This is a genomic window from Bradyrhizobium vignae (assembly GCF_900324035.1).
Lineage (GTDB): Bacteria > Pseudomonadota > Alphaproteobacteria > Rhizobiales > Xanthobacteraceae > Bradyrhizobium > Bradyrhizobium vignae.
Window position 1 is genome coordinate 7169293 of the sequence record NZ_LS398110.1, and the last position, 14714, is coordinate 7184006.

Here is a 14714-nt window from a genome sequence, read left to right on the forward strand (position 1 = left end):
ATTGCCGCGCAATCGAGCTCCTAAACCAGGCTTCCATCGCGTGGATGAGTACAATCCAAACTATCAATTTTACCAATGTCATCTACTGTTGCATCCATCTCAGCAGTTGGCGCATATCGATAACGCTCGGGCTTCCATCACGAGACGGGACTCCGCTAATGCGCTCAGCCGATCAAGTTACGCGTCTCACTGCAACTTTTTGTTCGACCTTGCGAACGCGGGCCGAGCACTCAAACCGATGCAGCCCAGAGACAGACGGTTTGTCCGAGACTCTTAATCGGGCGCACTTTGGGCAACTGGTGCATATCTTGCTTAACGAGAAAGGATAACGCAACTAAACGCCTGCCTTTGGAACGACGCACCGGCTCTCGGAACCGTCTTCAATCGGACACGGCTAAAAACGATGAGTCTCGTATGACGCTGTCGTCTCTCAATGACGCGGCGGCTCACATTCGAGTATATTCGGGAAGGAAGCGTCATGACCACCATTGCAACTGCGGCGCCCGCACGCGCGTCGCAAGCTTGGTATAAGATTCTCTACGTGCAGGTGCTGATCGCGATCTTAATTGGCGCTATGGTCGGTTGCCTATGGCCGTCTGTCGCGACCAACGACTGGGTCAAGGCGCTCGGTGACGGGTTTATCAAGCTTATTAAGATGGTGATCGCGCCGATCATTTTCTGCACCGTCACATCTGGTATTGCGCATATTCAGGATGCAAAGAAAGTCGGGCGCGTCGGCGTCAAGGCGCTGGTCTATTTCGAGATCGTCTCCAGCTTCGCCTTGGTGTTGGGCCTTCTTATGGGCAATCTGGTCCAAATCGGTCATGGCCTTGCGGTGAAGCCGGATGCTGCGGCGGTCGCCAATTACGTCAAGCAGGCGGAAGCCTCGAAGACCGTCGATTTCTTTCTCAACATCATTCCCGATAGCGTGGTCGGCGCCTTCGCTCGTGGCGATGTTCTGCAGGTTCTCCTGTTCGCGATCCTATTCGGCTTTTCGCTGATGGCGTTAGGAAGCCGTGGGGAGCGGCTGCGAGGAATGATTGACGACGTCGCGCACGCGGTGTTCGGCGTGATCGCTATCATCATGAAAGCGGCCCCGATCGGCGCTTTCGGCGCCATGGCCTTCACTATCGGCAAATTCGGGCCGGCAGCACTCGGCAATTTGATCGGCCTGATCGCGCTGTTTTACGCGACGGCGGCGTTATTTGTCATGGTGGTGCTCGGTTTGATCGCGCGCCTCGTTGGCTTTTCAATCTTCAAGTTCATTGCCTATATCAAGGACGAGATTCTGATCGTGCTCGGCACATCGTCCTCTGAAAGCGCGCTGCCGCAATTAATGGAGAAGCTCGAACGGCTGGGCTGCTCGAAGCCCGTGGTCGGCCTGGTGGTGCCAACTGGCTACTCTTTCAACCTGGACGGCACCAATATATACATGACACTTGCGACATTGTTCATTGCCCAGGCACTCGGGGTGGACCTCACCTTTAGCCAGCAGCTCACGATCCTGCTCGTGGCGATGCTAACGTCGAAGGGAGCAAGCGGCGTCACCGGCGCGGGCTTCATCACGCTTGCTGCGACGTTGTCGGTGGTCAACCCAGCGCTGGTGCCGGGCATGGCAATCGTATTTTCGATCGACAAGTTCATGAGCGAGGTGCGCGCCCTTACAAACATCACCGGCAATGGCATCGCCGCCGTGTTCGTATCCTGGTGGGAAGACGAGCTCGAGCACGCGACGCTGCAGGCGCGGCTCAACGAGCCCACTGCTTCCACCACTATCGACACACGATGAGATAGGCCCCGTAACTTAACAACCGCCGTTCGAAGACGCACCGAATACAAGCGCAGCCACATTTCTCGTTGTTCGAATCGACACAGCCGACTTGAGACGAGCCCAAACTTTCACGCGCGATCTTCGGTGCGCAGCCCTTGCCCCGCGTCTGCCCCCCGCAGCCGCCCTGAAAAGATGCCAGCCGAGCAAAACAGTAGGAGCTTTCAAGCGTCATTTTCAATCGCGTCTTGCGCCTTCACGTCTTGCGCCTTCAAGCCCCCGGACATCTGAACGCCTGCCGTGCAACATAACAGGACTGCGACAGAACGTGTCCAGCCTGACGGACGTAGGTGCTGCTGCGCCTACAATTGCCCATGTGCGCGCTCTGCGCTTGCGTCGTCCGACCGACGACTTGGTTGAGATCTTGCTGCCCCAACTCGTCATCCCTTGTCACGGTCCGCGCTGCCGCATTAGATCGATGCTGTGATCAGCACTGATTAGATGGCACCTCGGCGGAGCCGTGGCGTCCTACACGGCTAGTGTGGGGCTCGGCGTCGCTGCGCGAGCTCGTTTCGGGCCAACCAGACAAGTCCTCCGCACCCAGGCGTGACGGCCTTAGGAGATACAAAGCAGTCGCGTAGCTTCGCCTTCGTATCTCGGCACAGTGCCATTGCGCTTTCTTCCGCATGACCGATCGTACCGGCGCGATGAGTGGTCCGGCAGCTTGTCTCTGTTCTTTCCGGTTCGACTAGGCGCGCCTGATTATTCCGGCTCAAAGTCTTGACTGAACTGCAGCCGCTGTCCTCGTGCGGCTGGCGTAAGGGAATTGTCCTCGGCAGCAGCCTCGAGCGCCTGCCCGGAGTAATAGGCAGCGGGGGCAGACATCAGAGTTTCGATTGCAGCCGTGTCAGCTCGCCATATTGAAAGGTTTAGGACAACTATACGTAGGTCTGTGATGCATTTTTTCTCCGCGCGTGCTCTGCTTAGCACGAAGCAATCGATCTCGGAAGCGCTCGCCAGCGAGTGCTGGTGCCGAGTATTGCCCTATTTTTGCCTAAAACGTTATAGCTCTCCCGCCGGAGAACAGGCCGGACGGTATCAGAATGCGTAGCCAAATCAGCAGTTTAGAACGTTCAGCCCTTCAGTTTACCTTCGGCAGCATAACGCTTGCCGTGGTAACATTGGCCTACTTGTACCTTCACGCGCATTTCGCCGCGACGGCGTTCGCCTATTTGTTAGTGGTATTGCTGTTTTCGTTGATGGGCAGCTTCATCGCGTCGTCTGCGCTTTGCATCGTAGCCATCGCTGCTCTCGCTTACTGCTTTGCGCCGCCGGCGTTCAGCCTGCGAATCGATGACCCCCAAGATCTGCCGGTGGTTGTTGCATTCTTTATTGCCTCGATTGTGGGAGCGCACCTGATCGAAAAGCTCCGCCAGGAAAGAGAGGCTGCGCGTGTGGTTGCGGCCAAGCTTCAGCGGAGTGCGGCCGATTTGGAGGATCGCGAAAAACGGTGGCGCGCCATCTTCGAGCACAATCCGGCCATGTACTTCATGGTCGATGAAGCCGGCACTGTCCTCAACGTCAATACGCTCGGCGCGACACAACTCGGCTATGCTCGTGCTGAACTGATCGGTCGATCCGTGCTGGACGTATTTCTCGAGGAGGATCGCGCGTTCGTTCGCGAATGCGTTCGGACGTGCCTTGAGGATGTCGGACAAACGCGAACGTGGGACGTCCAGAAAGTCAGGAAGGGCGGCTCGGTGTTGTGGGTACGTGAAAAAGCCAAAGCCATGCTCTGGGGCGATGAGCAGCCCATTGTCCTTATCGCTTGCGAAGATATCACGGAGCGAAGGCGGACCGAACTTGCCCTGCAGCGGAGCGAAGCACATTTGGCCCAGGCGCAGGAGTTGAGTCACACAGGCAGCTTCAGCTGGAACCCCACTACGGGCGAGGCCTTCTGGTCAAAGGAAACATTTCGGATTTTTCAATTAGATCCTGAGACAGTGCCGCCAGGGCCGCAGCTCGTCGTTGAGCGCACTCATCCAGATGATAGGGCTTCGGTTAAGGAAATTATCGATCGCGCGATGCGAGAGCTGAGTGATTTCGAGCACGAATACCGGCTTCTGCTACCGGACGGCTCGGTAAAGCACATCCATGCGCAGGCACGAGCGACGAGAACAGCCTCTGGTGACATCGAGTTTGTTGGGGCAGCTACGGATATTACGGCCGCGAGGCGAGCAGAACAGCAGCTGCGCCGCAGCGAGGCCTATCTGGCCGAGGCCCAGCATCTCAGCCACACGGGCAGTTGGTCCTGGGACGTCTACGGTCTAGATTTCATATATCGGTCCGCGGAGGTCGATCGTCTGTTTGGCTTTAGCCCACAAGAGCCGGTATCGATCGAGACCATTCGATCGCGCATCCATCCGGAGGACTTGCCGCGGCTACAGGAGGTGCAGCGCCAGGCGATTGAACACAAGGAGCGGCGGTTCGAATATGATTTTCGTATCCTTCTACCAGATGGCGGGATAAGACGCATACACTCCGTTGCGCACGTGGTGGTTGGCAGCGATGGCAACGTCAGCGAGCTGATCGGAACACATATGGATGTGACCGAGCAACACGCAGCTAGGGAACGCCTGGAAAACACACTTGCCGCGCTGCGCGAAAGCGAACAGCGCTTTCGCGACTACGCCGAAACAGCTTCCGATTGGCTCTGGGAGACCGGGCCGGATCATCAGGTCACTCGCTTATCCGAGCACACCAGCGCTGCGGGAATTTTGGCGACAGGATTGATGGGCCTGCTTCGCTGGGACATTGCGTGCGACGTCGAAGAGGAACCCGAGAAGTGGCGGCAGCATCGGGCGACGTTGGAGGCCCATCTTCCGTTTCGGGATCTCGTCTACCGCACCGTGAATCGGACAGGTTCTCCGATCTACGTCCGCACGAGTGGCAAGCCTTTTTTCGACGGAAAGGGCAATTTTCTCGGCTACCGTGGCGTCAGCACTGACATCACCGCTACCATTCGCGCCGATCAAGCCGAACAAGAACTACGAAAGGCACAGTCGGAGCTCGCGCATGTGACGCGCGTAACGACTTTAGGAGAGCTGACAACCTCCATCGCCCACGAAATAAACCAGCCACTCGCCGCTATTATCAGCAACGCCGATGCGTGCCTCGGTTGGATGGGGCGGGAAGCGCCTAATCTTTCCGCAGCACGCTCTTCGGTGGAGTGGATCATCGAAGACGCAATCCGGGCAAGCGAGGTGATCCGTCGTATTCGCGCGCTCGCGAAGAAGGGCGAGATTGAGATGGTGCCGCTCGATATCAATGAGGTCGTTAAGGACGTCATTGCGCTGGTAACACGAGAGCTGGTGAGCCACCGAGTGACGTTACGAACCGAGTTGACGGCAGGGCTGCCTAGGATCGTCGGCGATCGGATTCAGCTACAACAGGTCATCATCAATCTGGTGATGAACGGAATCGAAGCCATGGACGCAGTTACAGACAGGGCGCGCGAACTGCTGATTCAATCATCGAAGGACGATGCGGGGCACGTCCACCTTGCCGTGACCGATTGCGGCGTCGGCATCGCCGAGAACGACGCGGACCGCGTCTTGGATCCCTTCTTCACCACCAAATCGACTGGCCTTGGAATGGGTCTTTCGATCTGCCGGTCGATCGTGGAAGCTCATGGAGGACGACTGTCAATGGTCCACAAAAGTGGACCGGGCGCGACCTTCCAGTTTGCCTTACCGCAGCATAAGGAGGCCGTCTCGTGACAGCACGATTTGACGCGCTTGAAGGCAGCAATGCCGAGGCCTCGACGAAGGCGACCGTCTTCGTCGTCGAGGATGACATCTCAATGCGTCGCTCGCTTACGAACCTTTTTCAATCGGTAGGGTTAGACGTCATTGCATTCGGATCGGCTCGCGAAATGCTGCAGAGCACAATTCCGGATGTTATTAGCTGTCTAGTTCTTGATGTCCGGCTGCCAGGCTTGAGCGGTCTTGACTTCCAGACTGAGCTAGCGAGGTTGAACATACATATTCCGATCATTTTCATCACCGGTCATGGCGACATTCCAATGACTGTCAGGGCCATGAAGGAGGGAGCGGTCGATTTTCTCAGCAAACCGTTTCGCGATCAGGAACTGCTTGATGCCGTGGTTGCGGCGACCGAACGCGATCGCAAAAGACGGGAGGCTCAGCAGACGGTCGCGAATCTGCAGTCTTTATTTGAGACCTTAAGCCCGCGCGAGCAGGCGGTGATGAAACTGGTCGCTGCCGGCCTGATGAACAAGCAGGTCGCCGCCGAGCTTGGGCTCGCCGAGATTACGGTCAAGATCTACCGGGGACACGTAATGAAAAAGATGCGTGCACGCTCGCTGGCCGACCTGATCAGAATGACTGAGACGCTGGGAATTCGCACTAATCGTCCTGAGCAAACCCAAGTATGATTTTACAATTTCATCAGTCGAGCCCACTTTTCGCGCAAGGTGGCTAATGCTTGCAGCCGCTATTCCCGCTTGAGGAGGACTCGTCTTGTCCACGTCTTTGATTTCCGTCGTTGACGACGACGCCTCAGTCCGTGCGGCGACAGAGAATCTTTTGAAATCGCGTGGCTACATCGCCCAAATATTTGCGTCCGCCGAGGAACTCCTGAGGTCCCCGCAATTGGACGAGACATCCTGTGTCATTACCGATATGCAGATGTCGGCTATGAGCGGCCTGGAGCTGTTGGCAGAGATGCGGACACGTGGTTACGACGCACCATTCATTTTCATTACCGCTTTTCCCAACGACCGCGTGCGCGCGTCAGCGCTGGGCGCCGGAGCGATTGGCTTCCTCGCCAAACCCTTTGCCGGACAAGCATTAATCGAGTGCCTCGACACCGCACTGAACGCGTATGACGGCCGAAGCGGCATCTGACGCAATCAAGCTGTGGCTTGAATTGATGTCCGATCTAAACGCTCCGCGCGTCGATCTCGCCACCGATCAACCTCTTCGCAGTCAAACACGCCACTTGCTCTAAAACTCGGGCGAGGGCCGCAAGGCACGCTAGCTCGGCTCATTCTGTAGGTCGACTTCAAACGTAATGCTCTCCAAAGGCAATCGACCGCCCTGAGCACTTCTTAACTCCTCTGGATCGAAGCTACATACTCCATTGGAGAGTGGAGCTGGCGCGAGAGCGCTCGGCGAGGCAAGAGATGGGTTGCCCCTAAAGAGACCAGTTCCTTCGATAACGGAAAACCGACTCTCTGCATGAAGCCACACGTTGTGTAACTCGGTCCCGTTGTCGGCTTCCTCCAAACAATAAATTAAGGAGCCACGTTGGATGGCCACCTTGCCGGCCAAATTGCGAGTTTGTGGATGGCCGTATGCGCGACGCACTTGCATTGGCAGCCATAGTTTGACGCGATCTCCCTGCCGCCACGTTCGGCGAATGTGTAAATAGCCCTTGCGCGGCTCGCAATTCACAAGCTCGCCGTTCAGGCTGCTCGTCTCCGGCGCGCTGCACCACTCCGGCAGGCGCAGGGCGCGCGTGTGGGCGATTGGCGGCACAGATTCGACGGTAATTTCCACCTCGTCTCTCCAGGGATAGCTGCCGCTTATGGCCAAGCGCAGAGCATGTCCGTCGACGGATATTGCCATCCTTTTACCAACGTAGAGAATCCATTTGATGACACACAGCAGCTGGGAAGGCCGCGGTGGCGCGTATGGTCCAACCGGATTGCGTAAGCCGCTGCTACGCGCGATCTAAACAAACTGAACTGCTAATCCTAAGCCATCGTCCCCGGGGATCGAAGTGCATGCTCAACTTGCCCGCCATGGGGCGGATGCTGGCAATCGGGAAAGGTAAGTTGTCGCGCGTGTGCGCTGCCAGCGAATAAGCGGCCCGAAGTCTATGTGTGCACTGACTTGCTCGTCGGCTTCAGCAAGGCGGGAGGATGAGTTAAAGAGTATCTGTTTTGCACCGAGCTTCAGGCTAATTGGCCCTGCAAAGCAGATAGCAGGCTGGGTAACCGAAAGCCGACCTGGATCTCCCAATTGTCCGCAATTCCCACTTGTTCTCGACTGCTCCGCTCGAGCGACAGGAAGGTAAGGCTCCCTCCTATTGACGTTAGTTGGTTGCCGGTGGTGACGCGAGCAGGACTAACTCTGCTCATCGAGCTGGATCGCGGTCTATGATTGACCTGTCTTAGCTGGGATTGTTCTCCTTGAGCTCGCCCAAGGCATTAGTGCAGACATAACACTGCCGCCTTATTCCACAGTCACCGATTTTGCTAGATTACGCGGCTGATCCACGTCCGCGCCCCTTACGAGGGCGGTATGGTAAGCCAAGAGCTGAACCGGAATGGCATAGACCATCGGCGTAAAGCTTGCGACCATCTCCGGCAGAACAATGGTCATGAGTGTGTCCACTGCCGCTTCCAAAGCACCCCTCGAATCGGTGATCAGGATGATCTTGCCGCCCCGAGCCGCCACTTCTTGCATATTCGAGACGGTCTTCTCGAAGACCTCGTCATAGGGCGCGATCACCACCACAGGCATTGCCTCATCTATCAGTGCGATCGGTCCGTGCTTGAGCTCGCCGGCGGCATAGCCTTCTGAGTGGATATAGGCAACTTCCTTCAGCTTGAGTGCGCCCTCCAACGCTAAGGGGGCCGATGTGCCACGACCGAGATAGAGCACGTCTCTTGTATCGGCGATATAACGCGCGAGCTTCTCGATCTGCGGCTCGATCAACAGCGCCGCAGCAATCAACCGCGGCACTTCGATCAGCTCACGCACAAGGTTCGATTCGTCGATCTCAGACAGCTTACCGCGCTCTCTTCCCGCTGCCACGGCAAGCGCGGCCAATACCATTAGCTGGCAGACGAACGCCTTGGTCGAGGCGACGCCGATTTCCGGCCCCGCGAGCGTCGGCAGAACGGATTCGCTCTCCCGCGCAATCGTCGACGTGGGGACGTTGACCACAGATATCGTGTGCACGCCCTGCTCCTTGGCGTATCGCAGGGCAGCTAGCGTGTCAGCGGTTTCGCCCGACTGCGAGATGACGATCGCGAGATCGCCCCGGCGCAAAGGCGCCTCCCTGTAGCGGAACTCGGACGCCACATCGATCTCAACAGGTAAGCGCGCCAGCCGCTCAAACCAGTATTTGGCGATGTGTCCGGCATAGCTTGCAGTGCCGCACGCGGTAATTGAGATGCGCTGTATGGATTTAAAATCGAACGGCAATGTAAGCGGCAGGGCGACGCGCTTGGCCGCGATGTCGAGATAATGCGCCAATGTCTTGCCGGCCACCGTCGACTGCTCGTGGATTTCCTTCGCCATGAAGTGGCGATAATTCGATTTGTCTACAAGCAGCGACGATACGCCAGACTTTGATGTTTCCCGCTGGACGACAGATCCGTCTGAGCTATAAATCACGCACATCGTGCGCGTAAGCACTGCCCAGTCGCCGTCCTCAAGATAGGTGATGGTGTCGGTCAAAGGCGCGAGCGCAATCGCGTCCGATCCTAGATACACTTCGCCGTTACCATGTCCAATCGCAAGGGGCGACCCCTTACGCGCACCGATCAAAAGGTCATCGTGGGCCTTGAAAAGGAATGCCAGTGCGAAGGCACCGCGCAGCCGCGGCAGCGATGCTTGTACCGCATCCTGCGGCGAGTAGCCCTTCTGGAGATAAGATTCGACGAGATGCGCCACCACCTCCGTGTCTGTCTCTGAGTTAAAATGGGCCCCATTCCGCTCCAGTTCGGCTCGCAGCTCGCGGAAATTCTCAATGATCCCATTATGAACGACCGCGACGTTCTCCGTCGCATGCGGGTGAGCATTGCTCTCAGTCGGCCTTCCATGTGTCGCCCAGCGGGTATGACCGATGCCGGTATGACCCGACGGAGGACAATAGCGCAGCTGCTCCTCAAGGTTTCTCAGCTTACCTTCAGCGCGGCGGCGCTCGATACGGAGACCTTCGAGAGTTGCGAGGCCTGCGGAGTCGTACCCGCGATATTCCAATCGCTTGAGCGACGCGACCAACTGCCCAACGACCGGTCCGCGCCCCAGAATGCCAACAATTCCACACATATCGATCAATGCAGCCCAAGTTAAGGATTCCGACGTCCTCTACAGGAACTCGGTCATGAAATTCGCTTGTCCCATGCTAACGGTGTCAAGTTCGGGATCTTTCGAGGCCGCCTGTATCGCCGCCGCATTCACAAGCGTGAGTTAGATCTCTTTCAGCCCTATCGCTTCGCCCGGCTACATCCCGCTTTTGGCCGCCGATCGAGTTCAAACCGCGCAGCAGCTCTAACTTGAATTGTCCTGTCTTAGTGGAGACATTTTTCCGGCGCGGATTTAAGAGACTTATCATACTCGAACCGAGGCAACTTACGCTCGGTCAAGGTTAAAGGATTGGCGTCGAAGCTCCATTGTACGAAGGTAAGCTCTCGGCATCAAAACGTTCGACGATCTATACCAACGTTTGCTACTCCTTCTCACTTGTCTCGCGTCGACCGTCCACTGCCTGCCGCGAGTTGGTTATTGGCAACGGCGCTTTGTGAGTGGACCTGCAGACTTCGTATTCTGTTCGGCAGTTAACAGCGCTTTGTAGACTGCGGCTCTATGGGCAGGCTTGTCTGTGTGCTGGCTCGCATGCCGTCATTCCAACAAATGCATTGACGAATGCGGCCTCAGCACGTCGCGCTCTCTCCCGCCATGACGAGACCACGCGAATGCGCACATGCGCCCGCGGATAGATAAGGAGCACGGACCTCACTTTGATCTCATTGGAAAGATTGCCCGAGGGCAAGCGCGCCCAGGGCGTAATGGCGTTTTGCCATCCATCTCGCCTGCTAAGTATCGCGTCGCTGGGGTTAGTGAGATTCATCTTTGAAGCCCAAGGCTCCTCCAGTCCAAATATAAATCAATGTATATAGTGTGCATTCCTGCATGATATGTATGACTGGAGCTAACGATCGCTTTCCTTTAATGGCGGGCGGGAGCGCGCGTGCGCATCTAGATTTTTCGAGAAACGGCTTCGCAATGGTGTTTCAGAGCGAGGCTCTTTGCGGCGCAACTAAGGGAGACCATGGCGGCTCAGGAGTCAAAGGGGCGCGTTGCGCTGATGACAGGCGTCACCGGCCAGGACGGCGCCTATCTCGCCGAACATCTGCTGTCGCTCGGCTACGTCGTGCACGGCATCAAACGGCGCTCGTCCTCATTCAACACCGCGCGTGTTGACCATCTCTACCAGGACCCGCATGTCGGTGAGGTTCCATTCCTGATGCACTATGGCGACATGACGGATTCGACCAATTTGATCCGCCTGGTGCAGCAGATCCGGCCGACCGAGATCTACAATCTCGCAGCTCAAAGCCACGTCGCCGTCAGCTTCGAGAGCCCCGAATACACCGCCAATGCGGATGCGATCGGCGTGCTGCGGCTCCTGGAAGCGATCCGCATCCTCGGCATGGAGAAGGAGACGCGGTTCTACCAGGCCTCGACCTCCGAGCTCTACGGCCTCGTGCAGGAGATCCCGCAGAAGGAGACGACGCCGTTTTATCCGCGTTCGCCCTATGGCGTCGCCAAGCTCTACGGCTATTGGATCACCGTGAACTACCGCGAAGCCTATGGCATGTTCGCGTCCAACGGCATCCTGTTCAATCACGAGAGTCCGATTCGCGGCGAGACCTTCGTGACCCGCAAGATCACCCGTGGCGTCGCGCGCATCGAGGTCGGTCTCGAACAGACGCTCTATCTCGGCAATCTCGAGGCCAAGCGCGACTGGGGTCACGCGAAAGACTATGTAGAGGGCATGCATATGATCCTCCAGGCCGACAAGCCGGACGATTTCGTGCTCGCCACCGGCGAGACGCGATCGGTGCGCGAGATGGTCGAGCTTGCCTTCGCGCAGGTCGGCCGCCGCATCGAATGGCGCGGCAAGGGCGTCGATGAGATCGGTATCGATGCCAAGAGCGGCAAGACCGTGGTGAAGATCGATCCGACCTATTTCCGGCCGACCGAGGTCGATCTCCTGGTCGGCGACGCCAGCAAGGCGCGCGAGAAGCTCGGCTGGAAGCCGAAGCGGACCTTTGCCCAGCTTGTCGAGGAGATGATGGCGAGCGATCTCGCCGAGGCGAAACGGGACGCGGTCCATGGCAAGCGCAGCGTTTGAGCTGACTGGCAAGAGCGTCTACATCGCGGGCCATCGGGGCATGGTCGGCAGCGCGCTGGTGCGCCGGCTGGCGCGCGAGAACGTCAAGATCATCACGGTGGACCGGCGTGAGGTCGACCTCTGCAACCAGGCCGCCGTGTTCGAGTGGTTCGCGCGGGTGCGGCCGCAGGTCGTATTCCTCGCCGCCGCGAAGGTCGGCGGCATCGTCGCCAACGACACGCTGCGCGCCGAGTTCATCTACGACAACATCACGATCGCGGCGAACGTAATCCAGGCCGCGCAGCAAAGCGGCGCCGAGAAGCTGATGTTACTCGGCTCCTCCTGCATCTATCCGAAGCTCGCGCCGCAGCCCCTGCGCGAGGACTCGGTGCTGACAGGCCCGCTGGAGCCGACCAACGAGCCCTATGCGATCGCCAAGATCGCCGGCATCAAGATGGCAGAGGCCTATCGCAGCCAGTATGGCAGCGACTTCATCAGCGTGATGCCGACCAATCTCTACGGTCCCGGCGACAATTATCACCCGGAGTATAGTCACGTGGTCGCCGCCCTGATCCGCCGCTTCCACGAGGCGAAGCTCGCGGGCTCGAAGAGCGTGGTGGTCTGGGGCACCGGCACGCCGCGCCGCGAGTTCCTCTATGTCGACGACATGGCCGACGCCTGCGTGCACCTGATGAAGACCTATTCCGGAGCGGAACTGATCAATATCGGCACCGGCGAGGACATCACCATCGCCGAGTTAGCACTCATGGTCGCGGCTGCGATCGGTTTTGGCGGCGAGATCAGCTTCGACACGTCCCGCCCTGACGGCACACCGCGCAAGCTGCTCGACGTACAGCGGCTGTCCGGGCTCGGCTGGCGCGCCACGACCTCACTTGAGGACGGCATTCGGCTGGCATACCGGGCGTATCGCGCCGACAGCGATGCAGTGGCACCAGAGTGATCGGTTCCCCCATAACGAGCCAATCCAAGCTACCAATCGGCAGTGAATGTCTAGCCTAGTGAACTTGCCGCTCACGTACGACCTACTTTGCTTCGCAATTGATAAGCGTTCATTGTCAACAACCGGGCTCAGTCCGACAAGACCCCCGAGTCACTCGCCGTATCCTAGATACGAGGCGACCAACCACTTCCAGGAAAAGGAGAGTGACCATGGTCGAAACCTGCCGCCACCAACTTGAGAGCTCATCGACTCTAAGCCCCTAAACGCCGGCCGTGGAATGTCGTTAGCCGGAATTTTCCTTCCGACCAACGAGTTAACGATGGTCTGTCATTATTATTCTCGCCGACAGCGTAACGATGCACATGAGCGCGCCTAACATCCCGAACGCCAAAGGTAAGCCAAAGATGTAGGCGACGAGCCCAACGCCGGCGGGTCCGACGAGTATACCCGCATAGCCCCCTGTCGTGATGACCGCGATCGCAAGGCCTACTGGCATCACTTTCTGTTTGCCGGCGCACCGACACAGTACGGGTACGACATTTGATATACCTAATCCAATAAGCAGGAACCCCGCCATACCGATTAAGGCAAATGGCGCGGCCATCACAGCCAAGAAGCCTGTCACGATAGGCAGAGTCCCCAGCATCAATGTGGCACGGTCGCCGATTCGTGCCACCACGGCATCTCCGCTGAGACGTCCTACGGCCATTGCGATTGAGAAGAGCATACAACCAACGCCCCCGTGCGCCTCCGCGACAAGATCTCGTTCAACGAGAAGCAAAGCGCTCCAATCGAGGATTGCACCTTCGACAAGAAAGGTGATAGCCGCGAGCACAGCTATTAGCAACACACTGCGATGGGGTAAGATAAATAATGGGTCCTTCTGTCCCGAACCCGTCGCGAGCAACCCCGGCCAGGCTGATACAATCGCGATCGTCATTAACGCGGAACAGACCAACGTCGAAAAAGACGGGCCAAGCTGCAGCGACAGGAACGAGGTCGCGGCGGCAGAGCCGGTGAATTCCCCAATGCTGTAGTGGGCGTGGAAGCCAGACATCAATGGACGCCCCGTGGCGCGCTCCAATTCAATCGCATGAATGTTCATGGCTACATCGATCGAACCGAGTGAACCGCCGAAAGCAAACAGCGTAGCACCGAGCCTGACAGGTGTGTCGGCAATTGCAAGGCACGGCAGCATTATCGCGAGTCCAAGTCCACCCGCGAGGATAATGGGCTTGCTGCCGTACCGCGCACTCGACACGCTGGTCAAAACCATTGCGATAACGGATCCCGTTCCGAGACAGAGCAGTAGATGACCAAGCATGCGGTCATCCACCGCGAGCCGCTGCTTGGCGAGTGGCACCAAAGGCGCCCAGGCCGCGAGGCCGAACCCGGCAACAAAGAATGCGAGCCGTGTCCCAAGCAGGCCCGCATACCAATTAGCAGACAGTATCACGGGCTCTCCTGAGAGAACGGGCATGCGAGCGCGACGCTCCTCATCCTGCGTGCGCCGCCTGCAAACGGCTATCGACAATGCCTCGAGTTGACATTCTCTATCCCTGCAAATGCAATGCCGTCGCAAACTGGACTACGTGACTGGGCGAGTGCCAACTAGGCGGCAATCATCGAGCCCGTAGATACGGTGTTTCGGCTGTCCCTTCCCGGATGGATTAGCCATGCGAGGGGTGATGACAGTTCTCGCTGGTCTGCGACAACGGAGGCGCAACGCTCAGGATGGCTTTGTCGCAAAGCCTACAAACCCTGGAAGGCCACGGCGCCCGCGCCACAAATGTACTTGGCATGAAACCCGTCGTAGGTTTTCTGACAGCT

General features: G+C 57.8%; 9 protein-coding genes. 6 read left to right on the forward strand and 3 right to left on the reverse strand.

Annotated elements, in window-relative coordinates; all coding sequences use genetic code 11:
* Positions 1-478 precede the first annotated feature (478 nt).
* From dctA to BRAD3257_RS34520, 4 genes are all read left to right on the forward strand, one after another.
* Complete coding sequence (gene dctA / locus BRAD3257_RS34505) at positions 479-1789, forward strand: C4-dicarboxylate transporter DctA (RefSeq protein WP_122405528.1); 1311 nt, start codon at positions 479-481, stop codon at positions 1787-1789.
* Positions 1790-2871: 1082 nt separating this feature from the next.
* Positions 2872-5547, forward strand: coding sequence for a PAS domain S-box protein (locus BRAD3257_RS34510; RefSeq protein ID WP_122405529.1), 2676 nt, complete (start codon positions 2872-2874; stop codon positions 5545-5547).
* The gene (locus BRAD3257_RS34515) at positions 5544-6224 is read left to right on the forward strand and encodes a response regulator transcription factor (RefSeq protein WP_122405530.1); all 681 of its coding nucleotides are present in this window, start codon (positions 5544-5546) and stop codon (positions 6222-6224) included. The genes BRAD3257_RS34510 and BRAD3257_RS34515 overlap by 4 nt, the downstream gene beginning before the upstream one ends.
* 85 nt (positions 6225-6309) lie before the next feature.
* The gene (locus BRAD3257_RS34520; protein WP_122405531.1) at positions 6310-6696 is read left to right on the forward strand and encodes a response regulator transcription factor; all 387 of its coding nucleotides are present in this window, start codon (positions 6310-6312) and stop codon (positions 6694-6696) included.
* A 129-nt stretch (positions 6697-6825) separates the two neighbouring features.
* On the opposite strand, the gene BRAD3257_RS34525 is transcribed toward BRAD3257_RS34520, so the two are convergent.
* The gene (locus BRAD3257_RS34525) at positions 6826-7524 is read right to left on the reverse strand and encodes a glycoside hydrolase family 127 protein (RefSeq protein WP_347338439.1); all 699 of its coding nucleotides are present in this window, start codon (positions 7522-7524) and stop codon (positions 6826-6828) included.
* A gap of 504 nt (positions 7525-8028) precedes the next feature.
* On the reverse strand, positions 8029-9855 hold the full coding sequence (glmS, locus tag BRAD3257_RS34530; RefSeq protein ID WP_122406917.1) for a glutamine--fructose-6-phosphate transaminase (isomerizing): 1827 nt from the start codon (positions 9853-9855) through the stop codon (positions 8029-8031).
* A gap of 1003 nt (positions 9856-10858) precedes the next feature.
* Here glmS and gmd point away from each other — a divergent pair.
* Positions 10859-11944, forward strand: a complete 1086-nt coding sequence (gene gmd / locus BRAD3257_RS34535) for a GDP-mannose 4,6-dehydratase (protein ID WP_122405533.1) — start codon at positions 10859-10861, stop codon at positions 11942-11944.
* Positions 11925-12884 carry a GDP-L-fucose synthase family protein gene (locus BRAD3257_RS34540; RefSeq protein ID WP_122405534.1) on the forward strand — a complete coding sequence of 320 codons (960 nt, stop codon included), beginning with the start codon at positions 11925-11927 and terminating at the stop codon, positions 12882-12884. Before gmd ends, BRAD3257_RS34540 begins: the two co-directional genes overlap by 20 nt.
* Before the next feature lie 313 nt (positions 12885-13197).
* Here BRAD3257_RS34540 and BRAD3257_RS34545 read toward each other — a convergent pair whose 3' ends face one another.
* Positions 13198-14340 (reverse strand): MFS transporter, encoded by a 1143-nt coding sequence (locus BRAD3257_RS34545; RefSeq protein WP_122406918.1) that lies wholly within the window; start codon positions 14338-14340, stop codon positions 13198-13200.
* Between the last annotated feature and the right edge of the window lie 374 nt (positions 14341-14714).